Below are 26,258 nucleotides of genomic sequence, written 5' to 3' on the forward strand. Positions count from 1 at the left end.
AGGGATCAGCTCAGCGGCCTTTGCGCCTCCGGCGCGGGGGAACAGTGGCCGTGACGGTGAGCTTGTCTGGCGGCTGCTTTGGCGGCTTGCCGGACCTGGTTCGATCGTTGGCGAGCGCTGTCTGCAGCTTTTTAGCGAGCTGCACCGCCGCCTCGGCCTGCTCAAGATCTGCTGCCTCCAGCGTCAGGCGGGCACCATGCAGCTCGATCGTCCAGCGGAGAGATCGCTCCTGGCTGGCCTGCTGACCAACGAGCCTGGCATGGCGCTCGCGCAGGCGTTTGAGGACGGGCAGCAGCTTCTCGAAGAGGGTGACGAGGGCGCTCAGGTCGGCCAGCCCCTCAGCGATGGCGGCATGGTGTTGCCAGACGGTGCCAGCCACCTGCTGCAGGAACAGCCAGGCCTCGATGAAGAAGTCGGGCGTTCCCTTCTGGCCGGTGGCGGCAGGAGGTTGGAGGAGAAAGCCTTCTTGCTGGAGGGTGGTCGCCAGCTCATGGTGAAGGGCTGTGAGCAGGGCGAGATCGGCGGCTCCCTCTGCCTCAGCCGCGGGCACCAGTGCGAGCACGACCTGCAGCCGCTCAGCGGGTTGCGTCTGATCGGGGAGAGAAGACGGTTGCTGCTCGCTCATGCAGATTCAGGGCTCCTTTCCTGGCGGACTGAGAGGGAAGGAAGCTCAAAGCTTCCTTGCAAGAAGGCATCGGCCCAGCAGGTGGCGTCATAGAGAGCGATGCCCAGCTTGGGATATCTGGTCAGCAGCGGGAAGGCCACGGAGAGATAGCGAAAAGCCTGATCACGGTCCATGTCTCGAAGCCAGGCATGTTGAATGAGGCTGATAGCCTCAGCCTCATGACCGTAGCTGATCAATACCCTGGTCAGGCTGGTCAATGCCTCGGTTTCCTGCCAGCTTGCGGGAAGGACGATAAGCATCCGTGCAACCTCTTGCAAGCACCGCTCAGTCTCTTGCCCTTGCTGGGCGTTGGCCAGTGCTTTGACCAATGTGGTCAAGGCTACCGCTTTCTCCGAGCTGTCATCAGGAAGAGAGGCGATGATACGTTGAGCATCCTGCCAACGTTCTGCTGTGGCCAGGGAAGCTGCCAGCTCGCTGAGCGCCTGCCTTTTCCTCCAGCTGTCTTCCTGATCAGGCATGGCGGCAATGAGCTGCTCGGTTTGCAACCAGCACTGTTCGGCCTCTTTCCAGCTTTGTATCGTTGCGCATGCCGTGGCAAGCTCTGTAAGGACTTTCACTTTGTCGCTATCCTCGGCAAGTAGAGTGACGAGTCGTTTGGCCTGGACCCAGCACTGTTCGGCGTCCTGCCAATGCTGAGCCCCAGCCAGGGCCTTGCCCAGCGCTATGAGAGCCATAGCCTTCCGCCAGTCATGCTCGGGAAGAGAGGCGATGACCCGCTCTGCCTCTAACCAGCGTTGAGCTCCTATAAATGCTTCTGCCAGACTGCTGAGCGGCTGAACCTTCCTCCAGCGATCTTGCTCATCAGGAATGGCGGTGATGAGCTGTTCAGCTTGCTTCCAGCACTTTAGAGCCTCCTGCTGACGCTGAGCCTTGGCCAGGGCCTTGCCCAGTGCTATGAGCGCCTCAGCTTTCCGCCAGTCATGCTCGGGAAGAGAGGCGATGACCCGCTCTGCCTCTAACCAGCGTTGAGCGCGCGCTAACGCTTCACTCAAGCGGCTCCGCGCCGCGGTCTTCTCATCGTCGAGGGAGGAGATAAGGAGTTCAGCCTGGGCCCAGCACCGTTCAGCGTCCTGCCAGCGCTGGGCTCTCATCAGTGTCTCGGCCAGTTGGACGTAAACTTCTGCTTTGCTCCAGTTGTCAAGGGTATAGGATGCGATGGCTCTTTCCGCTTGCTGCCAGCACTGTTCGGCCTCTTCCCAGTGCTGCACGCTGATCAGCGCACTGCTCAGCCTAGTCAGGGCTTCTGCCTTGTCGAATGGGGAGACAGCAATGAGCCGTTCGGCCTGGAGCCAGCACTGTTCGGCTTCTTGCCAACGTTCTGTCTCTGCCAGTGCTTTGGCAAGTCCTGCGAGAACCTCCACCCTGTCACTGTCATCGGACAGGATTGTGGCGAGTCGTTTGGCCTGGACCCAGCACTGTTCGGCGTCCTGCCAACGCTGGGCCTTGGCCAGGGCCTTGCCCAGTGCTATGAGAGCCATAGCCTTCCGACAATCATGCTCGGGAAGGGAGGCGATGACCCGCTCTGCCTCTAACCAGCGTTGAGCTTCTATAAATGCTTCTGCCAGACTGCTGAGCGGCTGAACCTTCCTCCAGCGATCTTTCTCATCAGGAATGGCGATGATGAGCTGTTCGGCTTGCTCCCAGCACTGCTGGGCTTGCTCCCAGCATTGTGCGCCCGCCAGAGCTTCTCCTAGTTCGATCAGCGCATCCACGCGGTTCCAATCCTGATCAGCGAAGGAGGCAATAAGTCGTTTCGCTTCTTGCCAGCAGCGCTCGGCCTGCTGCTGTCGTAGTGACCACTTTGCCAGCGCTTCACCCAGGCTGATCAGGGTCCGCACTTTCCCCCTGGCGTTAGAGAGCGAGGAGCTAAGCCGTTCGGCCTGGAGCCAGCATTGCTCGGCTTGCTGTGGTCGCGTCGCCGCCAGAGCTTTCCCCAGCCGCACCAGCATAGTCGCTTTATCTGCATCTTCAGACAGACTAGCGATCACCCGCTCAGCCTTCTGCCAGCAGTGTTCCGCCTCCTGTGGGAGCTCTGTCTTCGCCAGCATCTCGCCCAACCGAATGAACAAGCGCGCTTTGTCCCACCCATCCGCCAGCAGCGCAATCGCCTGCTCTGCTCGCCGGCAGAGCTGCCGCCCCTCCTCACGGCGTCCCGGCTGCCTCAGCAACCACCCGGCCAGGTCGAGCAACAGGTCCGCCCGTCGCTCTTGCTCGGTGAGCAGCTCCACCAGCCCCAACGCCTTCGCCTTCTGCCCGAACTGGCAGAGTAGCACGAACGCCTCATCAGGATAGCGATCCGCCCGGCTCCCCAGGCTGCAACGTAGCAGCGTGTAGCCCCACAGCCGCGGCAGCTGCTCCAGTTGCTCCTCCAGCGTCTCCCCCGCTGCCGCCGCGGCCTGCCGCCCCAGATCCAGATCCTGGGCATAGCTGCGCATGCTCGGGTCCGCCTGCACCTTCGCCCGCCCATAGCTCCCCTCGTCCAGCACCGCAACGAGCTGCTCCCACGTTCCCGCCTCGTAGAGATGGCGCACATAGTGCCGCTGCCCATACCGCCGCCGGAAGCGCTCACCCTCCTCCCTGGCCCCGTCTTGCCAGAGCCGCGCCAGCCCCCCCTGCTCGCACCAGGCCGCCAGGACCCCATGCCAGCGCCGCTCCTCCTCCGCATCAAACAATCCCTCCGGCTCCTCCTGCGGTCCGTCTGCCTCTCCCGGCCCCCCTCGCAGATAGTCGCGAAACTTCAGATGAAAGAGGGTATACCCTCCCTGCTGATCCCGCATCACCAGCCCACCTAACCGTTGCAGTCCCTGCCGCACCTCATCCAGGTCCATCGCCTCGCCCCTGGCGAACGTCAGCAGCTGCCGGAGCGCCGCGATCGGCAGGGGCTCCTGCGCCACCAGCAAGATCCCCAGCAGCGGCTTGATCACCCGGTGCCACCGCGCCGGCTCTCCTCGCAGCCGCTCCAGCGCCAGCGTAAACAATTGCCCCGGGTCGCTGCTCAGGCGCGCGAGCAGGGCCTCCACCTCCGCTTGGGTCTGCCCGCGCCGGGGCGCCAGCTCCCTGGCCAGCAGATCCAGAAAGAGGGCGTGCCCATCCAGCGCCTCATAGCTCCGCCTCGCCAGATCCGCAGAGAGATCCACCTGCCGCGCTCGCAGCAGCTCCGCAAAATCGGGCAGGGAGAGCCGCGGCAGCTGATACTCCCGCCGCGGCGTGCACAGCTCCAACGGACGCAGCGTGTCATTCGGACGAGTTCCCAACACGAAGACGATCCCCGGCGGCGGATTGGCCGGGCCCTGCGGCAGAAAACTCAGATCCCGCCAGCCGCTCTGCGGCTCCGGCTGCAGCTGGTCCAGCCCATCGATGAAGATGACCTCCTGCGCCCCGCGCCGCGCGATCTCCTGCAGGACCGTCACCAGCGCCTCACTCAGCGTCGCGCGGCTCTCCCCCGCCAGCCACCAGGTCGGCAGCTCATACGTGAGCACCAGGCGCGCCAGCAGCGCTTTCAGCACGGTCACCTGATAGTCTGGGGGAGGCACCAGCGGCAGGAAGTGGAAGGCCACCCGCTCCTCGCCTCCCTGCGCCCGGGCCCGCTCTTCGATCAGCCTGGCCATCAGGCAGCTCTTGCCCTGCCCGGCCTCCCCGGTGATGGTCACATAGCCCCCGGTGGGCAGCAACTCCTCGACCAGGCGCCAGACCGCCTCGTGCTCGGTCCGGCGCCCCACGCAGCTGCGCCGGCGGTCCTCGTAGAAGCCATCCCGACGTCGCACCAGCGCCAGCAGCCGCTGCCGCTCCTCGTCCTCCGCCTGCACTCGAGCGCGTCGCCGCGCCTGAGCCAGCTCGGGATAGCGGGCCAGTACCAGATCACCGCCGGCCCCGTAGAAGCGCGGTGGCTGCTCCCGGAGCGTCTGCGCCAGGTGGGCAAAGGCTCGCGCGAAGGTCACCTGGCCCTCCTCATCCGCTGCCTCCGGCACCTCGCCCCGCAGCAGCTTGAGCAGCTGCCCCGTCAGCAGGCCGTGCCCATCCTGCTCTCTGGCCGGCTCCAGGCCGGTCGCCGTCAGCGCCAGCCGCACGCTACCCGCCGGCGCCGGACTGCGCTCCCCTGGTTCGCCAAAGGCAGCGCTCAGGCGCCGCTCCAGCTCCTTCCGAGAGGGATCGGGCGCGCTCTCAGCAAACTTGCCCCCATAGCAGCAGTCCAGGATGAGCAGCAGCTGAGCTGCGCGCTCATGCTCAAAGAGCACCTGCCGCAGCCAGCGAAACGAGAGGTGGGCCTGCCGATCAACCGTCAGATCAGCAGGATCAAAGTCCGCCGTCACCAGATAGACCTCATCCCCATCGGCGTCGCGCGGCAGCACTTCGGCATGGCCGCTGAAGAAGACCAGCCCGAAATCGCCCGCCTGCAGCTCGCGGGCCAGCTGCACCACGGCCTTGCGAACCTGCTCCGAGGTGGCACCCAACAGCGCGGGAACTACCAGCCTGAAGCCACAGCCGTCTTGGACCAGGACTTCCGCCATGCCACAGGCATCGGCCTCTGCATAGGCCAGCGGCGCCCGGTGGGCCGCAGGGGGGCCATTGATCCCAATCACCAGCGCCAGCCGTCGACCTGACCCGGTCATAGCAAGCGCGGAAGAGGATGGTGTGGACATCGTGAGCGACAGCCTCCCTCTCGGCGTATCAGTGCAAACCAGCCAGCAGCATCGTCTCTGTCGCGAGCCAGCTCACTCCTGGGGGTCAGGAAGAGAGCGGCGTATCTCTCAAGAGTATACGCTAGAACACGCCAATTGTGTATCTCTTCTGTGCTCTAATGAAAGGAGAAATAAAAGAAGACCCGCCCTGGCCAGGAAGCATGGACAAGCCAGCTCGCTCGACACTCCCAGTAGAGCAGGGATTGCCAGCCAGTATAATAAGAAGACGCTCGTCTTGCTGCGTATTCATGCATGCCTGGCCCAGGCACATAGGCAGATACTGCTCGCCACGAAGAGCTGTTACCTTCCTGGATAACTCTGGGCGGGATCACACTTTACCTTTCCACCGGCTTCTCATCTGCAATCCTGCCTGACTACCTGGACATGGATCGAAGAGATATCGGCTCCCAGGAGGAGACAGCGGGCCTGGATAAAGACCGTCGTTGGTACAGGGGCAAGCACTTGGGGAGGATACATCAGGGCCTGGTTGTTCTCCTCATGAGAGAGAAGAGCCGCCGACCACAGCGGCTCTTCTGAACAAGTCCGATCATCCGTCAGTGCTGGGACCCTTGAGGAAGCGCAGGGCGAGCTGGCTCTGGCAAGACCATCAGCAGAAAGGCCAGCACCCGTTGACGCAGCTCGCGCGCCACAGCCAGGAAGACCGCCAGCTGCTCTTCTTCTGAGCCTGTGGTGCTCACCGGGTCCAGGGTGCTCCAGTGCAGGTAGCACGGCTGCCCCGGTAAAGTCGGACAGCGCTCCCGCACTCGGTCACAGACGGTAATCACGTAGTCGAAGAAAGGCTGCTCCGCCACCTCAGCCAGTGAGCGCGTTCGCTGCTGGCTAATATCCAGGCCGAGTGCGGCACAAGCGCGCACTGCCAGAGGATGCACCTCCGTAGGCTGACTGCCCGCGCTGGTGGCCTGCACTCGTCCACCACTCAACGCCCGCAGCCACCCCTCGGCAATCTGGGAGCGCGCACTGTTCCGCGTGCAGAGCACCAGGACACGCAGCGGTTTGCCCTCAACGAGAGCAGCCTGCCAGTCCTTGCTACCGGCAGCAACAGGAGGCTGGCCGGCGCTGACGAGCAGGGGATGCAACTGGCGAGCAACTTGCCAGTAGGCTTTCCCAAGGCGTTCTAAATGGGCACGATAATAGCGAGCACGCTCATCGGCGCTGCTGACACGCTCTGTTATCACCCCGGAACGCAGGAGCAGCTGCAGATGATAGGAAACCAGATTCTGCGGGAGGCCCAGTTGCTCAGCCAGCTCCTTGCCTCGATAGTCACTGCGCGCCAGTAGCCAGAGAAGGCGCCAGCGCACCTCATGTGCCAGCAGCTTCAGAAGTTCCGGTGGCTCCCCCCAGCCCGAGGCCTGCTGCATGGTCAGCTCCCTCCTCTCTCTCAAGTATTCACGCCCATGCGATGCGCTGCGGTCACACATGGCCGGACCGTGGTCGCTGAGGAGCTGTGAGCGTTGGGCGCGACCGCGCGCGGGCCAGCCAGCCTTGCCTCTGGCTCTCACATAAGAAAGGTCCCTGCGTCCCAAATGAAGCGGCGCCAGGTTGGCCCACCCTGTCTCAGCCCGACGGCCCCTCAGCATCCTCTCACCATACGCTCACTCCTGTTCGCGCTTTCCCGCCTCTTCTTGCCAGCTCGCCAGCCAGCTCCGAATACGCTGCTCCAGCCCATCACGTACTGCCCGAAAGGCACTCAGCTGCTCCTCTTCGCTCCCGGTGACCGCAGCGGGATCGGGAAAACTCCAGTGGAGCCGCTCAGCCCGCCCCGGGAAAACGGGACATTGCTCGGCAGCCTGATCGCAGACTGTAATGATCACAGCGAAATGCTGACCCCGAAACTCATCGACATGCTTCGAGCGCTGGGAGCTGATGTCAATGCCACGTTCAGCCATGACACGCTGCGCGAGAGGGTGCACACGTGAAGGAGCCAGGCCAGCGCTGGCGACCTCGACGGCAGAGCCTCCAAGCGCACGCAGGAGGCCTTCCGCCATCTGCGACCGCGCCGAGTTAGCAGTACAAAGGACAAGAATGCGCCTGCTCATGATGCGATCCTTTCCCTCTCCCAGAAACCTGGCAGAGATGAATCAATAGAGATTGCTTCAATCCTCTTTGGAGAATATAGACGATGAGGAGGGAAAACACAAGGATGGAGCAGTGACTGATAGCCCCTATGCTCTTCGGCAGGCGACATTGAGGAAGCGAAAGATCAGGAGCACCAATGGATCTGCCAGGAGGGACACCGCACAGACGTTCTCATGGGAGAAGTACCGAAGGACCGCTCTGTGCAGGTGCGGTTTCGCGGCGTTGCAAGGCCAACCCAACACGGTGGGACAGCGCTCCTCATTCAAGGGGCCAGGCGATGATCGCGGTGATCGGGGATTGCCAGGAATGGTGCTGGTGCTGGTGCAGCCGCGGCCAGACCTAGGGGATGCCAGGACCTCCAGCAGACGAGAAGCTCTGGCATGCCCGCTGGAGAGCTGCAATGGCCCGTCCCATCTGGGAGCGATGGTCTGGCTGAAGCGGACACCGCACTGACTCTACACAGCCAGGAGTCGAAAGGAGCTGCACCGGGTTTTTTTATTGCTGCTGAATCTGCTTTCACGAAGGTCTCGCATCTTCTGCTCTTCGCTTCGAGAATCGCGGCACCCGGGTTCTCACGTGGCGATCCTCGAATGGCTTTCCAGGCCGTCGGAAGGCCAAAGAGGACTGATACGTTTCAAGAGCAGTGCCAGAAACCCGCTCACTCCAGCCGGGCCTGCCGATTCTGTTCTGCATTAAGAATCCATAAAAATCGAACGACCAGGCGTGATCGCCAGCGCGGCTCATTGACATCTCCTTCCTCTTCCTCTAGACTGGACAGCGTTCGATCTCCATGCTGCGCTCACTTCCTCATACTCACATAGCTCTTCAGGCAGAGCGGAACCAGATGCCAAGGAGGTAGCAATATGCCCTGGTGGTTTTTCAGACGCAAGAGTCCAACAGTGCTCTCCAACGGTGCTCCCCCGAGCTCTGACGCTCCTGAAGCAGCCCGATCCCTGAGTTGGACTAAGGCGGTCACCTCTCCAGACAACGCCGATGGTGATCAGCGCCGCTATCTTGAGGAGCAGCCCTATCTACTCCCCAAGGATTTGCAGGAAGTTAACCGCCTCGACTTTCAGCACTACGTACTGCGTGCTGTCCTGCGCCGTAACTACCTGGCTCCCATCCAGGAGCCGCGTCAGATCCTTGATGTTGGCTGTGGCACTGGACAATGGGCCTCAGAGCTGGCGCGTGAGTTCCCCCAGGCGAACGTAATCGGCCTGGATGTTGAGGAGGCGAAGCAACAGACAGCTCCCCCACCCAATTACCGCTTTGTCAAAGGGGATGTGCTGAAGGGCTTGCCCTTCCCAGATCACTCCTTCGATTTCGTTCATCAGCGCTTCTTATGGACGGCGCTGCCGCTGGCGGCCTGGCCCCGCGTGGTACAGGAGCTGGTACGAGTGACCGCTTCTGGCGGCTGGGTCGAACTGCTGGAGCCTGGCCTGGAAGCGGAGCCTATGGGACCAACCCACCGGCAGCTGGATGCCATGATTAAGGAACTGGCGGCGCTCAGGGGACTGGATGGAGGAGGAACCGTCACCGCTTCACTGGGTCGTTACCTATGGGAAGCCGGCTTATCACAGGTGCAGCGACAAGTGATCCAGGTCCCTTTCGGAGACTGGGGCGGGCGTATTGGCTCCTTGCTCGCGCTGGACTTCCGCGAGTTCGCCCTGGCCCTGAGCGGTGCGGCGACAAAACGCTTTCAGCTGAGTCCACAGCAGTATCAAACGCTTGTCCAGACCATGCTCCAGGAATGCAATCAGCTGCAGACAAAATATCAGTTTGTCGCTGCCTATGGACAGAAAAGTTGATTCCATCCATAACTTGGAAAAGGAGTCTGCAGCGTGAGAATCTCGCCTTTGCGGCGATGTGAGGCTCAACCAGGGATCACCTTGGAGAGCAGGCACACCGCTGCTATCGCTCACAGTGGTCCTGTACTACCGAAGAAAGCCAACCCAGGTCTATCAAGAGGTACCTGCGATCTCCTCACCATGCCTGACTGGAAGAGATGGCCCTTGCCTGGATAGGGCCGTCGCTCGATGAGAAGCCTGCCCGGTCCCCTGCATCTGCTGGCGGACCTGTTCCATCCGCGCCGCAAAAGTTGGATCTTGCCGCCCGGCAGGGAGCCTGGATGTGAAAACGATCTCGTCCTCACCGAAGGCTGCCAGCATTTCGTCTGGCTCCAGCATAATCCCCATTGAACGAGCCTTGAGCAGCTTGTCAACGGCCTCCAGCATCCGTTGGAGGGACGCAATCCGCTGGCAGAGCAGGGCGCGTTGTTGCCGCAGATCAGCGAGAGGGTCGGTCACTGGCTCTGAGAGCAGCGCTTCGATCTAGCGCAGCGAGAAGCCAAGCTGGCGATCGCACAGAATACGTTGCAGACGCTCCAGGTCCTGGCTGGAGTAGAGGCGGTAGCCAGCTTCTGAGTGAACGCTGGTGTCACCTCCTTCTTGAGGGTATGCTACTCCATGACGTTGTGTCAGGGTCAAGGCTGTCGAGATAGTGCTCCTTGTCCACTCGCTTGCGGATGTCCAGGCGACTGGTGGTAAGCTACAAATCGCGGGTGGCCGGCGGCAAGGGACGCTGATAGACCACTTCACGAGTGCCGGCGAGCACTGAGCGCTATGCAGGATCTGCCCATTCGCAATGATGCCGCAACCGATGCCCATCCCGACCTTCACCATCAATAAATGAGGATGCAAGGGAAAGCTGGCTTCTACACCGGCGTGGCGTCGTAGGAATCGCCGGCGCGAAGGCGAACAGCCAGGACGATAAGCATGACTATCATCACCAGCCCCAGCACCAGGAGTCCCAGACGATCAACGGTGGTCTGAGTGAGGACAAGCGCCCCGAAGAGCGTATGTGCAATGAGCGCCCCACTGGCCAGGGCCAGAAGATGAAGGTCGCTCCAGTTGCGACTTCCAGCCCATCGCTGTATCAGCCAGCCGACGACCCCGGCCATGATGACCGCGAGTAGCATCGGCAGCACTACCCAGGCCCCCGTGAACAACGCTGGCAACAAGTGCCTCAGCCAGATCAGCACACACTGCCAGGCAAAGCCGCTGAACCCAGCTACCAGCAGGACAACCCAAGGCGAGGGGGCCCTCTCTGGCCGCTCTGCCTCGGGCCTGTTCCTGGGCAACAGACGCAGAGCGGCCATGACGAGCGCCGCTACGGCAAGAACGGCGAGACTGAGCAGGGCAGGGGGAGCAAGGTAGTGCGTCGAGCGGAATAGGAAGAACCCGATCAGCGCGACCCCCAGAACATAGAATATGCCGGTAACGATGAGGCCGACCGTGCCCAGGTAAGGCTTCTTCCGTTGAGCTGGAAAGAGCAGGTCTGTCAGTAAGATAGGAATGGCGACACTCCAGACGGCGTGGTAGCCGACGGCCCAGAGGGCATAAACCCCGTTGATGCCGAAGATGTGTGCTCCCCAGTCGGCTGCTCCAAAGAGGGTGGGATGAAAAAACGATTGAATGGCAAGGCCTTCCTCGACAATACCGTAGGCGACGCCCAACAGCAGCACACTGGCCCATCCGCGATCGCTCCTGTGCACCGCCTCGCGGATCAAGAGCGCACCTGCTCCGTACATCGGCACCTGGCTGATGAGATAGGCGGCGCGGCTGATGGGGGTCGACCCCCACAGCAGTTCAGCAACCACCGGAGCCATCACAACCAGGGTAAGTACAGAGAAGAACCGCCGCATACAGGTAACTCCTTCGCTGAAGATTTCTTCTTCCTACAGATTGATCGCGGGCAGGCCATGCATTCCGAGCGAGAATGAGAGTTCTCCACCATGATGCAGATCATGTTCGAGTAAATGCCAGATGACCCACTGGCGCGTGAAAGTCTCTTCCTCACCAGTCTCCTCATCAACATCGTGCAATATCTCCTCTAAATCGGCGAGCGTCCAGCGCTGGAGGGCTGATTCAATCACGTTCCAGGTAGTTTCGAGACCGTGGACGATTTCAGAAGCGGACCTGTCAGGTTGGCCGGGACGGTCCCACCGGCCAATGGCGATGAGTTGTTCATCTCCCTCCTTCAAGACCCAATAGAGCCACCTGGCGCGCACGGCGGCGATATGAGTCGCTATCATGCCAATGGAGCGAAGATCACCTCCTGCAGAGAGCGCCAGTTGCTCGGGGGAAAGCGGAGCAAGCGCGCGAATGAGATGGTTCTGATACACATCCCAGCCCTTGTAGAAGGGTGCAATCACGAAAGGATGGTTGGTCATGGGTGGTCCTCCTTCCTGCCTGAAATACTATACGTACCATACGGCAATTGGTTCACCGCGCGATCGTCGCAAGTCATAGCGCCGCTATCCTGGTGTTTTACCGATCAGCAGTCACGGCCTCGCGACCCTGTCGCTGTCGTCTGGGCGCGGTTCACGTTTGGCCTGCCCATGATGTCCTCAGCAAGTGCTGCCAGTTGCGCAGTCGCCACTGCCACACGATTGACGAGCCAGACGAAGCCGAGGAGCAGAAGCCAGTTTAATATGCCTAGCACTATCAAGAAGATCACGTTAGGGAGCCCCAGGCCATGCAGCACCAGGAAAACCAGGGCCGTAAAATCGAGCTGTGTCTGATCTGTGGACCAAAGGTGTGCTGGAAGCATTGACCAGTCAGGCTGACTCGCATCCGCTGATGGTCACCATCCTCCTCGGCATAGACTCAGTTTGATGACTTCTGCTCCCCATCCGAAATCGACCTCTTAGTCGAAAGCTGCCAGGGGTGGTCAAACCAAGCGCACTCTTTGTGAATATACTGAATACGATGAATGCGCGAGTCTGCGCTCAGGATCTGCCGGGAGGGAGAGAAAGATAAATAGCGGAGCGGCAGGCGACGGCAAGAAAGCCAGCGAAAAAGAGGGCTGGCCAGGGCTAGGGAGTAGCAGCACCCTGGCTCAGAAGACGCAGCGTGTACCCGAGCGCTTTCCCGCTCAGCGGCCCAAAGCGTCCCTCTGGCAGCGTCGGAGCCTCAGGATCAAGCGCCAGATCGACCAGCTCAGGCGCGTAGAGATACTCTCCGAGCAGGAGCGCCAGGCCAGTGATGCCAGCGTGGATATCCAGGCGACTGGTGGTAATCTGCAAATCGCGGGTAGCCAGCGGCAAGGAACGCCGATAGACCACTTCGCGAATGCCGGCGAGCACTGGCTCATCGGCGTGAGCCAGGCGACCGCCTAAGACCACCAGCGAAGGGTTGAGCAGACTCACCGCGTCGGAGATGGCCTGGCCCAGCACACGGGCCGCCTGACGAGCCAGATGGACCGCATCCTGCTGGCCGGAGCGGATCAGGCGGACCACCTCGTAGGTCGAATGGACCTGGTGGCCGAGCGCGCGGAGATCGCGCAGCAATGCCCAGCCGCCAGCATAGGCTTCCACACAGCCGCGATTGCCACAGCGGCAGAGAGGAGGAGTCGCCAGATTGGCCAGGTCGCCGCTGTAGGGGATGTGACCGAGGTCCCCAGCTGCTCCTTGGGCGCCACGTAGAATCTGCCCATTCGAAATGATGCCACAACCGACGCCCGTCCCGACCTTCACCATCAACATATGCGGGTGCTCTGGCCAGCAGGCCTTATATTCCCCAAAGGCCATCACGTTCACATCGTTGTCCACCAGCGTCGGACAGGCAAAGCGCTCGAGAAAGTAGCCCGGGATGTCAAAGCCATCCCAGCCGGTCATAATCGGTGGGCTGACCACACGCCCAGTGGCAAACTCCACGGGGCCAGGGACACTAATCCCGATGCCATGCACCTTCTGGGGAGCCACCTGCTGCTGTTGCAGAAGGGCCAAAAACGTCCTCGTCACCCGCTCAAGCACAGGATGGGGGCCCGCAGCGACGTCTAGCTCACTTGCTTCCTCCGCCAGAATCGTTCCGGCCAGATCTGTCAAGGCGCAACGCAAATGGCTGGCCCCCACGTCAGCAGTCAGAAATACCCCGCGCGCCGCATTGAATTTAAATTGCGTCGGCGGACGGCCCCCCGTCGAGGCGCTGGCTCCATCCGGTACCAGCAACCCGGCAGCGAGCAGCTGCTCCAGGCGCTGGGTGACTGTCGAGCGTGCCAGGCCGGTCAGGCGGATCACATCCGCCCGGGTGCGCGCCTGGCCAGTGCGAAACAGGGCGAGTACAGCTCCTGACCCAGAGGCATCGTTGCCCTCAAGTGGTGATTTCATCAGCGTGGCACTCCTCACAGCTCCGAAAATAGAGAGGGCTACCTGCGCCGGCAGTCCATGCTAACCACAGGTGTATTTGGCATATTCGCCTTTATTCTACCAAAGAGAGGGAGCCTTCTCAAGATTACCTGGCAGGATTCTCTTCTATTTGGTCAGAAGATGGCAAACTTTTGCTTGACATAATACATAAGTGTGACTATAATTTGCCAATAGTGAAGGGGCCCCTCGACTCAGTCGGGCAGAAGTCATTGCTGAGTCGACCAAAGCGGTTGGTTCAGCGACTATTTTTATTCCTGTCAGAGACAGACGGAAGGAGGCGCTGCAGTGTGCAGGCAATCGCTGATGACAAAGATGAGCCTGATCCTGCTGGCGGTGCTTGGCGTGATCATCACAGCCTGTGGCGGAGCCAGTAGCAGCGGGAGCGGAAGCAGTGGAAGCACGCAAGTTGCAGCCGTGATCAAAGGGCTAGACAACCCGTTCTTCCAGGCTATGCAGCGAGGCATTCAAGACGAAGCCGGGACCGTAGGTGTGTCTGTTACTGTTCAGGCTGCCACGAGTATCACGGACACCACTGGCCAGGCGGACAAGCTTCAGGCCCTCGCGGGCCAGAACTACGGCTGTTACATTGTTAACCCTATCAGTGGCACCAACCTTGTTCAGGCGCTTGCCCCGATCTCACAGGCTGGCAAACCGATTATCAACATCGATAATCCTATCAGCACGCAGGCAGCCCAGGCGGCTGGCATCAAGATCAGCACCTACATTGGAACAGACAATGTCAGTGCCGGCCAGCAGGCGGCCAACGAGATGGCCAAACTGCTACCAACAGGGGGTAAAGTGGCCCTGATTGGGGGCATTGCCGGAGACGTGACCAGCCAGCAGCGTCTCCAGGGTTTTAGCCAGGGTATTCCTGCCACGATCCAGATCGTGCAGACAGTGGCAGCAGACTGGGATCGCCAGAAAGCGCTGACCGCTGCTGGTGATATTCTGCGCGCTCACCCGGACCTCAAAGGCTTTTTTGTCGCCAACGATGACATGGCTCTTGGGGTCGTCCGGGCCATTGCGGACGCTGGGAAACAGGGTCAGGTCAAGGTGGTCAGCGTCGACGGCATCCAGGATGCCCTGAAATCCATTCAAGCGGGTCAGCTCTCAGCAACCGTTTCTCAGTACCCCTATACGATTGGAGCAATGGGGGTCGAGGCCTGCAAGGCGGCGTTGGCAGGCAAAACCCTGCCGACCAAAGTCACTGCTCCGGTGCTCGTAGTGACCAGCGATAATGTTGCTCAGGCTCTGGCTAGCTTCCCCAAGCCGTTCAGCAGCTATGTCGATCCCTTCCAAGACCTCCTTAAGTAGCTGGGAAGGAAGCAAGTCAGTGAGTGAGTGGAGTGTGACGGAGCAAGCAGGTATCCGCACGGGCCTGCAGGACTGGCTGCGTGACGCTCCCTCACTCACGCGGGAGGAAGGAGACAGCAGATGGAACAGAGCAACACCTCAGTGACAGCGCTTCCGGTGCAGGCCGAGCGACTGAGCTGGAGAGAGCGGCTCAGCGATCCCGAGTTCTGGATCAACTGGACAGCGGTGATTGCCCTGGCGGTGCTAATCATCATCTTTGGGATCGCCTCACCGGCATTCTTAAGCTTCGGCAATATCCGCGCTGTGCTGGTGGCCGCAGCTCTCCTGGTGATCCTGACGGTGGGGCAGACCTTTGTCATCCTGACGGGAGGCATCGATCTCTCTTTGGCATCTACCATGACCTGGGCTGGCGTGGTCCTGGGGCAGGTCGTCGCCCACGGAGGCCCGATCGGACTGGCCTGCCTCTCGGCCATCGTTGCCGGCCTGCTCGTGGGTCTCATCAATGGCCTGCTGGTTGCCTGGGGGCGGATTCCCGATTTCATAGCGACGCTCGGCACGCTCAGCGCCGCCTCTGGGGCAGCCCTGATCTTCTCCAATGGTGAGCCGGTGACACTTGTCAGCACCTTCCTGCTTCAGCTCGCCACAGGCTCACTTGGCCCGTTGCCCTACTTTGTCCTGATCGCCCTACTTGTGGTATTGCTGGGACATTTCTTACTCTTTTACACGCGCTTTGGGACCCACCTGCTAGCCACTGGGGGCGATGCTGAGGCGGCTCGCGCTATGGGCATTCGTACTGCGGGGATTAAGCTGGCTGCCTACCTGCTGGCAGGTGGCCTGGCCGGTTTGGCTGCCATCCTCTTCACGGCGCGCATTGGCGCTGCCGAACCGGCGGTCGATACCAGCTACTTGCTCAATTCTGTAGCGGCAGTAGTCCTGGGAGGCGTCAGTCTCTTTGGAGGGCGTGGCACCATAGCCGGTCCTGCTGCTGGCGCGCTCTTACTCACGGTGCTCGTCAACGGGCTGACCTTACTTGGACTCTCACAATTCTACCAACCGGTGGTGGTTGGTTTGGCGGTCGTGTTGGCCGCCTTGCTGGTGAGGTACTGGCGATGAGTCCTACGGAATTTGAACGTGTTTTTTCTGCTCCTCAGACTCCGGAGCGTACCCCTACTCCAGGCGCTCCGCCTGGCTCTGGCGTGCCTGGTCCTGCTGAGGTATTGCTCCTGGTGGAGCGCGTTAGCAAGCATTTTGGGGCCATCGTGGCGCTGCATGAAGTGACGCTGTGGGCGCGACGTGGAGAGATCACGGCCATTGTCGGGGACAACGGTGCAGGCAAATCGACCTTGATTAAATGCATCTCGGGCCTGCACTCTCCGAGCAGCGGGCGCCTCTTCTTTGAGGGGAAAGAGGTGCATTTTGCCTCTCCCCAGGAAGCGCGTCAGGCAGGCATCGAGACAGTCTATCAGAACCTGGCTATGATTGAAGATCTCACGGTCTGGCAGAATCTCTTTCTCAACCGCGAGCGAGTCAAGCGTCTGGGACCCTTAGCGATTCTGGATCGCCGGGCAATGCGCCGTGAGGCCCTGCGGATGCTCCGGCAATTTGAGGTTCATCTGCCTTCCATCCATGCCCGACTGCGGCAGCTCTCTGGCGGGCAGCGGCAGGCCATTGCCATCGCGCGAGCTGCAAGCTGGGGGTCGCGTCTGTTGATCATGGATGAGCCAACGGCAGCCCTGGGCGTTCGGGAGACGCGACGTGTTGAGGAGCTGATTCTTCGCCTGCGCGACCAGGGGCTGGCCATCTTGCTGATCAGCCATAACTTTGAACAGGTGCTGCGCCTCTCTCAGCAGGTGTGGGTCATGCGCAGCGGACGTGTGGTCGGAGGACGCCGGACGAGCGAGACAACGAGTGATGAACTGGTGGCGATGATCACCGGCGTCAAGAGTGATGAGTGATCGCTAGAACAGCTGTGGAGATGCCATGAAACAGAAAATAGGTATTCATGCCTTCGTCTGGGTGGGCGGCTGGAGTGAGGAAGAGTGTCGTCAGGCGCTCGAAAGCAGTCGCACGAGCGGCTATGATCTGATTGAGATCCCCCTGCTTGAGCCTGCCGCGATCGACGTGGCGCTGACCAGAAGCCTGTTGGAAAAGACTGGTCTCGAGGCGACGTGCACACTGGCTCTGACGCCCGAGACGGATATTTCCAGCACAGATGAAGCAGTAGTAGCACGTGGCGAACGGTTGCTGCATGATGCGCTGGCTGTGGCTCGGGATCTGGGGGCCACCTATCTTGGTGGTGTGATCTTCGGGGCCTTGACACGCTATCGGGAGCCGCTTGCTCCTGCCGGACGGCTGAACAGTATGCGGGTTCTGGCTCGTCTGGCCGAGCAGGCGGCGGCCAGTGGCATGCAACTGGGTCTCGAAGTGGTGAACCGCTATGAGAGCAATTTCCTCAATACAGCGGAGCAGGCTCTGAGCCTGATTGAGGAAATCGGTGCGCCTAATCTCGTGGTCCATCTCGATACGTATCATATGAATATTGAAGAAGAAAATTTTGTGAAGCCGGTAGTGGCCTGCGGAAAGCGGCTGGGCTATGTCCATGTGGGTGAAAGCCATCGGGGCTACCTCGGCACAGGCACAGTGGATTTCCCTGCCTTTTTCCGGGCGCTACGGCAGGCTGGTTATCAAGGGCCGATCACCTTTGAGAGCTTTTCTCGGGCACAGGAGATTGCGAACCTCTCTGGCGATCTGGCGATCTGGCGTCATACCTGGACCGACCGTTTTGACCTGGCCAGACAGGCCCGGGCTTTCATTGCAGCAGGTCTGGAGGCTGCAGACACCCACGAGGACTAGTCATCATCATGGAAGGCGTAAGAAGGAAGACTGAGGACAAAGCGCTGTTGGGCATTGATTTGGGCACCAGTGCCGTGAAAGCGCTGGTTCTGGAGGCTGCGAGCGGGCGACGGCTGGGCGAGGGGCGCGCTGAGTATCCTTTGCTTACACGTCGGCCTGGATGGGCCGAGGGTGATCCTGAAGAGTGGTGGCGACAGACAGTGGTGGCGGTGCGTATGGCCTTGGATCTCGTGGAACCAGGGCAAGTAGCGGCGATCGGAGTCACCGGGCAGATGCATGGCGTGGTTCCTGTCGATGCAACAGGGAACCCTGTGCGCGCTGCCCTGCTCTGGCCTGATCAACGAGCTATCGACTACCTGGCGCGTTTTGAACAATTGCCTGTGCAGTTGCAGGAGCAACTGGCGAATCCCTTCGCCCCTGGTATGGCCGGTCCGCTGCTTTGCTGGCTCGCTCAGAAGGAACCCGAGGCCTTTGCACGCATGCGGTGGGCCCTTCAGCCCAAAGACTGGCTCCGCTGGCGTTTGACTGGGGAAGTGGCCACCGAGGCCAGCGATGCCTCGGCGACGCTGCTCTATGATGTGCAGCGAGATCAGTGGGCGACGGAGGTCATGGAGGCCCTGGGGTTGCCAAGGGAGTTGTTTGCGCCCTTGCTCCCTGCGGGGGCGCCGGCGGGATATCTGCAGGAGTCAGCGGCCAGGGAGCTGGGACTGAGGCCGGGCCTGCCAGTGGCGACGGGAGCAGCCGATGTGGCAGCCTCGCTGCTGGGGGCTGGCGTGCTGGCACCTGGCTCGCTCTTGTTCTCGCTGGGTTCGGGAGCGCAGTTTGTGCTCCTCTGCCAGGAGCCGCAACCTGATCCCCAGCGGAGAATCCATCTCTATCGAGCGGCGGACGAGAGGCATTGGTATCGGATGGCGGCGGTGCAGAACGCCGGGCTGGCTCTGGACTGGGTGCGTCGGGCCTTGCAGGCCAATTGGACCGAGTTGTATGCCAGCAGCGAGGCGGAGGTAGCCGTCCAGGAGCCGCTCTTCTTCCTGCCCTGTCTGACGCCGGAGCGACCGTATCATCCGAGACCACAGGCTGCCGGCTGGCTCCATCTACGTCTCGGGCATGAGCGCCGCCACCTGCTCCACGCCGCTCTGGAAGGGGTGGCCTTTGGAATGCGTCTGGCCCTGGAGGCGCTCTCTGAGGGAGAGGAGGGTGGTCAGCTTCTTGTCGTCGGTGGAGGGAGCTTGCACCCTGGCTGGCGGCAAATGCTGGCGGATATCCTGGGACGGGAGCTTTGGGCTGTCGCTGAGAAGGACACGGCGGTGCGAGGGGCGGCGCTCCTGGCCGGACTCGCCGCAGGTTATTGGAAGGATGCCGCTGCTCTGGAAGCGCGGCGCCCACCGGTTCTGTCTGTGACGGCTCCTGGTGCGCGTCGAGCTGTCTATCAAGAGCGCTACCAGCGCTATCGCGAGCTGTTGCTCTCACCTGCGGCTACCGTGCTGGAGGAGCGCGAGGCAGGTGGTATACGATAGATAAATCATCCCAGCCTGGCAGAGGCGTCGTTTCCTATATTCTTGCTCTGTCGAGCAGGGCGTGCTGACACCCGGCAAGCGCCTGCCACCGGAGCGGGAGGCGCTGGAGACGCGCGCGACGGAAGAGGAGAGCGTAGCATGCATCCGTCAGCTCTTCGCGATTCGGCGTGAGATCGTGCCCTCCGCGCTGCCGAAGAGCTTGAGCGCGCTCGTCAGTGAGCTGAATAACAGGGGCAGGCTTCCTACCTGTCCGTCTGTCTGCCTGCAACCCCATCGCTCTCGTAGCGTGCCAGGCATGCGGCTGGAGCTGGCAGCGGTAGATGCGCATTGCTCCCAACTGCCAGACTGCGCCCCGCTGCCAATTCTGTCCTCGCAGCGGCGCCTTGCCGCCGTGCTGGCACTTCTACTGGCAATGAAAGACTTCCTTCATCGTCAGCCACCATTCCCCAGGATCACGCTCCGGAAGAGGCTCCTGCAGTGGCTTGCAGAGACTCCACCAGCGCTGCGTTACTGGGTCAGCGGCCATCTTTTCCATATCGGCAGCGAAGTTCTCGCCCACGTATTCGAAATAAGCGAACAAAAGTGTATCGTAACGAAAGATCGAATAGTTACGAATATTACAGGCTTGGATTGTGGCCAGCACGTCTGGCCAGACAGCCGCATGCAGCCGCTCATACTCGGCAATACAAGCGGGCTTCAGGCGAATCAACTGTCCATAGCGTTGCACGATAACAGAGCCTCCTTAGACGATGGAGATCAGAGACGGTAGAGGCGCAGAGCCGTTGTACTCAGGATTGCCTCCTGCTCTGCCTGACTGTAACGGGCTAGCGCACGGCGTGTCTCCTGCCAGACCTGGGCATAGTCTCCTGCCAGCGTACAGACCGGCCAATCGCTGCCAAACATCAGGCGCTCGGGGCCAAAGCACTGGATGGCGAAATCGATGTAGGGCTGCAGATCGGCAGCTGACCACTGGGGACCAGCGGCTGTATTCAGGCCCGAAATTTTCGCATACACGTTCGGATACGAGGCCGCTGCTGCCAGCTGAGAGGCCCACGGTTCCCACAGCTTCTCACGAATCGGAGGCTTGGCCAAATGGTCAATAACCAGCTGCAATTGAGGCAGGTGCTCAGCCAGCAAAGGCACATGCTTGAGATGGTTAGGGAAAACTGCCACCACCTCGAAGATCAAATGATGGGCCTCCAGCAAACGCAATCCCTCAATGACGCGGTCTTGAATCACCCAATCCGGATCAGGCTCGTTATGGATCAAGTGGCGTACCCCTCGAAAGCGCGGATGGCGCTCATAGCCTTCCAAAGCTCGTGCAGCCTCCTCCGGTTCCCACAGGGGCACCCAGCCGATGACTGCCCCGATCCACTCGTAGCGGTCGGCCAGACGCAGCATCGAATCGGTATCCGCATAGGAATTAGCCGACTGTACCAGCACCGTCTGAGCGATGCCAGCCGCCTTCAGTTGCGGCTCCAGCTCCTCTGGCGTAAACGTCCGATAGATTGAGCCGGACTCAGGAGTCAGCCAGGGATAATCAACCTCGGCGAGATTCCAGAAATGCTGATGAGTATCGATGTATCTGCTCATCGTTACAGCTCCTCCTGTTTGCTCGCCTTCTGGGGCGCTCTGCCTCTTGTCCAGGCATATCTACAGCCGATCAGGAAAGTATGGATAGCACCACTAGAGGAATAGCTCCCTGAGCGTGCCTCTCCCCACGCTTGGACTCGGGCCTAGAGAGTTGCCGGATCAATAGGGCAACGTTGTCGCATTGACGCATAAGCGGCCATCACCAGCTGCAGTGTACGCACATTATCGCGTATTGACGTTTCGGGGGCGCCAGGCTCGCCCTCCAGGCCGCGCATCACACTAGCCATCGTACCGATGAAGGCATCCGGGAACCAGGAGCCTGGTAAGCGGGGACTAATCCAGGCGCCTCCATATATATGGGAGCTGCGGTAGCGAAAATGGTCGGGCACTCCTGTTGGATAATGTTTCAAGAGACCCAGCTCGGCTACCGCTGTTCCCTCTGTTCCCTCAACGCGCAGCGTTGCATATTGATCCTCCAGTCCCCCGCTATTATGATGGTTATCCAGCACTGTTGCGCGCAGATGGCCATCGAAGATCAGATGAAGAAGCGTGCGCGTCTCCCCATTGCTCGCATAGCCTGGCAGAGTAGTGCCGTCGGCGAAGAGCAGGCGCGGCTCCTGTTGGACCAGGCTCCGAATGGTATCCAGATAGTGGATCGAATGATACATTACCTCGACGGTGGGTCCCTCCAGAATCCAGGGCCAGAGGTGCCAGGGAGTCTCGACATTGATCAAAAACGAGATCTGATAGACCGTACCGAGCAGGCCCAAGCGCATCAGCGAGCGAATGGCCAGAGCCGCAGGCATCCAGCGAGCTTGCTGATTGACCGCTGCCACGATCCCGGCCTCTTCAACACAGGCTAGAATAGCGCGGGCCGTAGCCAGATCCTCAGCGAGTGGTTTCTGCAAGAGCAGAGCCTTACCGCTAGCTGCCACCTGGCGAGCGATGGCCAGATTCTCACGTGCCGGTACAGCCACATCGACAATAGCAGCCTCACTGGCAAGCAGCTCCTCCAGACTCTGGTAAACCCTAGGAATAGCGAAACGCTGAGCGGTCTCCACGGCTCGCTCATGTCTGATATCATAAATGCCAATGACCTGGAAACCGGCCTTATGATAAGCAGGCAGGTGGGCATCATTCACGATACTGCCTGCGCCAACCACCGCGATCGGATAGTCGCGTCGTCGCGGCAGGGGAGGCTCTACCGAGAATGGCCAGCGCTCCTCTTGAGCCATGCGCAGCGTCTCCTTTCTTGTCTTGCCAGTTGAGTTGACCTCGATCAAAGACACTCATCGGTGCGGATCGACGAACCGTGAGCCGGTGGCTGCGTAGATTGACGAACGATCAGCTGGGTAGCGTAGCGTGAGACCACCGGCGCAGCCTCAATCTGTTCCACCGCGGTGGGATCGTGCAGGGCACGAATGCGCGCCAACAGCGTATGAGCTGCCACTACGGCCATCTGCCTGATCGGCAGCGCCACAGTAGTGAGCGAAGGGCGGAGCAGAGTGAACCAGTCGGCGTTACCGAAGCCAACAAGCGAGATCTCTTCGGGGACGCGCATCCCGCGCTCTGCCAGCGCCTGCAAAGTACCAATGACCAGCTCGTTGCTGGTCGCGATAATAGCCGTAGGGCGGTGAGGCCGGTCAAGGAGTGCCAGCGTCACACTGTAGGCGACCTCGCGCCGGTAGGGGCCAGAACAGATCAGGGCCTCATTGACTGGCACCTGCGCGCGCTCAAAGGCTAGTCGATAACCTTCAAGACGCTGACGCGCCGTCTCCACGCTCAAAGGGCCGAGCACAATAGCAATCTCGCGATGACCAAGCTCCAGTAGATGTGCAGTTCCCTGAAAACCGGCCTGCACATCATCCAGCAGGACAGCGTCGAACTGGTGGGAAGAGCTGCGGCGCACCAACTCTACTACTGGAATAGGGGAGGCTCGTAGCGGGGCCATTTTCACAGCAGGGTCTTGCGGAGCTGGAACGCGGATAATCCCAGCAACGCGCTCCTCTCGCAAGACGCGCATCTGCATGGCTTCGGTGCGAGGATCATCGTTAGTGACACAGAGCATCACCCGATAATCCTCCTCAGCTAGAGTTTCCTGGACCAGCGTCGCCGCTGTAGCATAGTAGTCATTCATAATATCGGGAATGATCAGCCCGATCAGCCGCCGCTGGTTGGTCTTCAAGCTGCGGGCGATGCTGTTAGGGGCATAGCCCAACTCGGCAGCCAGGCGGCGAATCTCCTCGGCGCGCTGACGCGCTTGTGGCCGCTTCAAGTCCTGTCCGCTAAGGGCGCGCGAAACGGTTGAAGGGGAGATTCCCAACCGTCGTGAGATCTCCTTCAACGTAGTGTTCTGGTCAGCAGGTGAGGTACTCATCTCCCACAGCTTTATACATACTCTCCAAAGAAAGTGGTAACGTTTGCAAGTATAGTCGGAGCAACCAGCCTTGTCAATAGGCAGCAGGAAAGGTGGCCGCTCAACTGCGCAGAGCATAAACGACTATCCTCTTGAGCTGATAGAGGGGTTGACTTCTGCCGCCGGGTTGATTATAGTTGATTCCTAGAAAATGCAATCGTTTTCAAAAAGGCTGCCGGCAGAGCCATCGATGCTGATGGCAGGTGAAGGCGATTGCTGCGCCCACAATGGCGCATGTTGCAGCATATGGCTTGCAGTGGAGGGAGCCAGGGCGCGCGTGCTGCTCGGGCTGCTGCGGTGTGTTGCAACAGCTAGCGAAAAGCGTTGTTAGCTTTCTATTTCGCGGAGGGCACCAGCGTGATGAAGAACAAGCGACTATCGACGGCGATCCTCCTCGTGCTGGTTCTGCTTCTAACGGCCTGTGGCAATAGTCAAGGCCAGGGTGGAGGTGGCACCAAGCTTGTCATCGGCGAATCGAATCTTGGGCTGAGCTATCCTTTCCCGGCAGCGATTGCGCGTGGCATTAAAAAGCGGGCGGCTCAGCTGGGTGTGCAAGTGATCGAGCTGGACGCGCAAGGAAGCGCTGACAAACAGAGCAACGATGTACAGGATCTGATAGCGCGCAACCCCAACGGTATCCTGCTCTTGCCGCTTGACGCGGGGCTGGCCCAACAGCTGGTGGATCGTATTTACGCGGCCCATATTCCGGTCATTGCTGTGGCCTCGGCGGTCGGGAAAGATCGACCGCTCAAAGATGTTTATCCAAAGCTTACGGCCCTCATTACGCAGGATGAGATCAAGGCTGGGGCCCAGGCTGCCCAGATTGCCCTCAAAGCTTTTCCCCAGGGAGCCAAGGTTGCGATCATCGAAGGGCAGGCTGGCTTTGCAGAGGTCCAGGAGCGCGAGCAAGATTTCAAAAGTATCCTGAGCCAGCAGGGCAAATTTACGTTTATAGCCAGCCAGCCTGGTGACTGGCTTCCTGATAAAGGGCAAGCTGCTTGTGCAAACATCCTCCAGGCTCATCCTGATATCGACCTGTTCTATGCTGAATCGGACGACATGGCGGTCGGTTGTGCTAAAGCAGTAACGGCTGCCCACTCGCACGCGCAGGTGATCGGTATTGGGGGATCACATCTCGGCATCCAGGCTGTCAAAGAGGGGCAGATGCTGGGTACGGTCTGCTACAAGCCGGAGACGATGGGTGAGCTGGCCTTGCAAGCGATTTACGATCAGCTGGCGGGGAAGCAGCATTATAGCCACACGTTTCTGACCTATGACATTCCCCCGATTACCAAGGACAACGTTGATCAGTGTGTTCCCCAGTGGTGAGCGGCTATGTCCACGAAGGAGCATGGGGCTGGGGCGCCGCTCGTTGAGCTACGCCAGGTGACCAAAGTCTACCCGAATGGGACGGTGGCGATGCGCGGGGTTAACCTGCGCATCCACCCCCATTCAATTCATGGCCTGGTAGGGGCCAATGGGGCTGGCAAGTCGACGCTCATTAAGATCCTGGCGGGTGCTCTGGAAGCCTCCTCGGGTGAGATTCTCTGGAAAGGGCAGCGGGTACGCTGGCGTACCCCTGCCGATGCGCGTACAGCCGGAGTGGCGGCGATCTACCAGCATATTCCGCTGGTGCCGACGCTCTCAGTGCTTGATAACCTCCTCCTCGGGCGCCGTGGCTGGTGGCGCACCGAGCGGCGCCATCTGGCTGAAATTGAGCGGCTGCTGTCGCGTGTTGGCTATGCTATCGATCCTCTCGTACCAGTGAGCGAACTCTCGATCGGTCAGCGTCAGATGGTGGCCATTCTCCAGGCTTTGATGCGTGGGGCTGAGCTGGTCATTATGGATGAGCCGACCGCCTCGCTAGCCCAAAGCGAACGTGAGCTGGTCTTTCGCTTAGTGCGCCAGCTCTGTCGTGAGGGGCAGACTACCTTCTTGTATGTTTCTCACTTTTTGGAGGAAGTACTGCACCTGACCGATCGTGTGACGGTCTTACGCGATGGCCAGGTAGTAGCCGAGATGGAGACGGCCACCTTGAGCGAGGAGCAGCTGATCGAAGCTATGGTGGGCAAGAAACTGCTCAGTCGGAGGAGTGGGCTGCCATCTGGAGGGCAAGAGGCTCCGGTCCTGCTGGAAGTGGCTCATTTGCATTCGCCCAACAAGGTGAAAGATGTCTCCTTTACTGTGCGCAGTGGGGAGATTGTAGGTCTGGCTGGCTTCCTGAGTTCGGGGCGTTCTGAAATTCTACACGCCATTTTTGGGGCTGATGCTGAGGCGCGTGGCCTGGTGCGTGTGGCAGGGCGTCCGGTTCCGCGCTCGCCGGTGGGGGCCGTGCGAGCCGGCCTGGCCCTGGTTCCTGAAGATCGGACCCGTCAGGGTCTCATCCGGGACTGGCCGATCTGGCGCAATATCAGTCTGCCCGATCTGGCTCATCTTGCTACTGCCGGCCTGATCCCGCGCTGGGAGCAAGAGCAGGAGCGTGCTGTCCGGGCTATGTCCGCCCTGCGTATTGTTGCTCCTTCCACTGCTGTTCCAGTTGACTCCCTGAGTGGGGGAAACGCTCAGAAGGTCGTCTTTGCCAAGTGGATGTATGGTCCGGTCAAAGTTTTTCTGCTGGATGAGCCGACTGTCGGTGTGGATGTGGGCGCCAAAGCTGAGATTCTGGAGCTGATTCGTCGCTTCGCCCGTGAGGGCAAGGCCGTTGTGTTGGTTTCTTCAGAGTTTGAAGAACTCTTAGCGGTTGCTCAGCGCATTCTGGTGGTGCACCAAGGCCGCATCGTTGCGGAGCGCCTGGCTGCTGAGACTTCGGAAGATGAGCTGGTCCGGCTGGCCAGCGGTTTAGCCAGAGAGCGGCAAAGCAGCGGGGCGACTCCACTAGAAGACGAAGGGTGACAAG

The 26,258-nt window shown here is 60.5% G+C and carries 19 protein-coding genes; 8 read left to right on the forward strand and 11 right to left on the reverse strand.

The annotated features are described in order from the left end of the window. Window positions 1–10: 10 nt before the first annotated feature. The 4 genes from BGC09_RS04290 to BGC09_RS04305 all read right to left on the reverse strand — a co-directional run bounded on the left by BGC09_RS04290 (window position 11) and on the right by BGC09_RS04305 (window position 7,421). Window positions 11–625, reverse strand: coding sequence for a hypothetical protein (locus BGC09_RS04290; protein ID WP_069802450.1), 615 nt, complete (start codon window positions 623–625; stop codon window positions 11–13). Further along, window positions 622–5,325: a caspase family protein gene (locus BGC09_RS04295; protein WP_069802452.1), complete on the reverse strand. Its 4,704-nt coding sequence runs from the start codon at window positions 5,323–5,325 to the stop codon at window positions 622–624. The genes BGC09_RS04290 and BGC09_RS04295 overlap by 4 nt, the downstream gene beginning before the upstream one ends. A 593-nt stretch (window positions 5,326–5,918) precedes the next feature. After that, window positions 5,919–6,743 carry an arsenate reductase/protein-tyrosine-phosphatase family protein gene (locus BGC09_RS04300; protein WP_069802454.1) on the reverse strand — a complete coding sequence of 275 codons (825 nt, stop codon included), beginning with the start codon at window positions 6,741–6,743 and terminating at the stop codon, window positions 5,919–5,921. A gap of 234 nt (window positions 6,744–6,977) precedes the next feature. Continuing rightward, window positions 6,978–7,421: an arsenate reductase ArsC gene (locus BGC09_RS04305; protein WP_069802456.1), complete on the reverse strand. Its 444-nt coding sequence runs from the start codon at window positions 7,419–7,421 to the stop codon at window positions 6,978–6,980. Between the two features lie 903 nt (window positions 7,422–8,324). Here BGC09_RS04305 and BGC09_RS04310 point away from each other — a divergent pair. Continuing rightward, window positions 8,325–9,269: a class I SAM-dependent methyltransferase gene (locus BGC09_RS04310; RefSeq protein ID WP_069802458.1), complete on the forward strand. Its 945-nt coding sequence runs from the start codon at window positions 8,325–8,327 to the stop codon at window positions 9,267–9,269. Between the two features lie 905 nt (window positions 9,270–10,174). On the opposite strand, the gene BGC09_RS04320 is transcribed toward BGC09_RS04310, so the two are convergent. From BGC09_RS04320 to BGC09_RS04335, 3 genes are all read right to left on the reverse strand, one after another. Then, on the reverse strand, window positions 10,175–11,164 hold the full coding sequence (locus tag BGC09_RS04320; RefSeq protein ID WP_069802462.1) for an AF_0692 family protein: 990 nt from the start codon (window positions 11,162–11,164) through the stop codon (window positions 10,175–10,177). A gap of 33 nt (window positions 11,165–11,197) precedes the next feature. Then, window positions 11,198–11,692, reverse strand: a complete 495-nt coding sequence (locus BGC09_RS04325; RefSeq protein WP_069802464.1) for a DinB family protein — start codon at window positions 11,690–11,692, stop codon at window positions 11,198–11,200. 645 nt (window positions 11,693–12,337) lie between these two features. Then, window positions 12,338–13,630, reverse strand: a complete 1,293-nt coding sequence (locus BGC09_RS04335; protein WP_069802468.1) for an ROK family protein — start codon at window positions 13,628–13,630, stop codon at window positions 12,338–12,340. Window positions 13,631–13,972: 342 nt separating this feature from the next. Between BGC09_RS04335 and BGC09_RS04340 the strand changes: the two genes are divergently transcribed. The 5 genes from BGC09_RS04340 (at window position 13,973) to BGC09_RS04360 (ending at window position 19,353) form a co-directional block, all read left to right on the forward strand. Beyond that, window positions 13,973–14,983, forward strand: a complete 1,011-nt coding sequence (locus BGC09_RS04340) for a sugar ABC transporter substrate-binding protein (RefSeq protein WP_069802470.1) — start codon at window positions 13,973–13,975, stop codon at window positions 14,981–14,983. A gap of 120 nt (window positions 14,984–15,103) precedes the next feature. Beyond that, window positions 15,104–16,096 (forward strand): ABC transporter permease, encoded by a 993-nt coding sequence (locus BGC09_RS04345; RefSeq protein ID WP_052889377.1) that lies wholly within the window; start codon window positions 15,104–15,106, stop codon window positions 16,094–16,096. Continuing rightward, window positions 16,093–16,938, forward strand: a complete 846-nt coding sequence (locus BGC09_RS04350) for an ATP-binding cassette domain-containing protein (protein ID WP_084657928.1) — start codon at window positions 16,093–16,095, stop codon at window positions 16,936–16,938. The genes BGC09_RS04345 and BGC09_RS04350 overlap by 4 nt, the downstream gene beginning before the upstream one ends. A gap of 25 nt (window positions 16,939–16,963) precedes the next feature. After that, entirely contained in the window at window positions 16,964–17,836 is an 873-nt protein-coding gene (locus BGC09_RS04355) for a sugar phosphate isomerase/epimerase family protein (RefSeq protein WP_069802472.1), read from the forward strand. Window positions 17,837–17,844: 8 nt separating this feature from the next. Then, window positions 17,845–19,353: a xylulokinase gene (locus BGC09_RS04360; protein WP_069802474.1), complete on the forward strand. Its 1,509-nt coding sequence runs from the start codon at window positions 17,845–17,847 to the stop codon at window positions 19,351–19,353. 403 nt (window positions 19,354–19,756) lie between these two features. Here BGC09_RS04360 and BGC09_RS04365 read toward each other — a convergent pair whose 3' ends face one another. The 4 genes from BGC09_RS04365 to BGC09_RS04380 all read right to left on the reverse strand — a co-directional run bounded on the left by BGC09_RS04365 (window position 19,757) and on the right by BGC09_RS04380 (window position 23,323). Further along, window positions 19,757–20,080: an L-rhamnose mutarotase gene (locus BGC09_RS04365; RefSeq protein WP_052889373.1), complete on the reverse strand. Its 324-nt coding sequence runs from the start codon at window positions 20,078–20,080 to the stop codon at window positions 19,757–19,759. Between the two features lie 29 nt (window positions 20,081–20,109). Next, the gene (locus BGC09_RS04370; protein WP_052889372.1) at window positions 20,110–20,946 is read right to left on the reverse strand and encodes an amidohydrolase family protein; all 837 of its coding nucleotides are present in this window, start codon (window positions 20,944–20,946) and stop codon (window positions 20,110–20,112) included. Window positions 20,947–21,089: 143 nt separating this feature from the next. Then, window positions 21,090–22,181, reverse strand: a complete 1,092-nt coding sequence (locus BGC09_RS04375; RefSeq protein WP_069802476.1) for a Gfo/Idh/MocA family protein — start codon at window positions 22,179–22,181, stop codon at window positions 21,090–21,092. Window positions 22,182–22,225: 44 nt separating this feature from the next. Beyond that, window positions 22,226–23,323, reverse strand: coding sequence for a LacI family DNA-binding transcriptional regulator (locus BGC09_RS04380; protein WP_162179538.1), 1,098 nt, complete (start codon window positions 23,321–23,323; stop codon window positions 22,226–22,228). Window positions 23,324–23,722: 399 nt separating this feature from the next. On the opposite strand from BGC09_RS04380, the gene BGC09_RS04385 reads away from it, so the two are divergent. Together BGC09_RS04385 and BGC09_RS04390 are read left to right on the forward strand one after the other, a co-directional pair. Next, a complete protein-coding gene (locus tag BGC09_RS04385; RefSeq protein ID WP_141727636.1) occupies window positions 23,723–24,691 on the forward strand; it encodes a sugar ABC transporter substrate-binding protein in 969 nt (322 codons plus the stop codon). A 6-nt stretch (window positions 24,692–24,697) separates the two neighbouring features. Continuing rightward, window positions 24,698–26,254 carry a sugar ABC transporter ATP-binding protein gene (locus BGC09_RS04390; protein WP_069802478.1) on the forward strand — a complete coding sequence of 519 codons (1,557 nt, stop codon included), beginning with the start codon at window positions 24,698–24,700 and terminating at the stop codon, window positions 26,252–26,254. Window positions 26,255–26,258: the final 4 nt, after the last annotated feature.

The organism is Thermogemmatispora onikobensis (assembly GCF_001748285.1).
Classification (GTDB): Bacteria; Chloroflexota; Ktedonobacteria; order Ktedonobacterales; family Ktedonobacteraceae; genus Thermogemmatispora; species Thermogemmatispora onikobensis.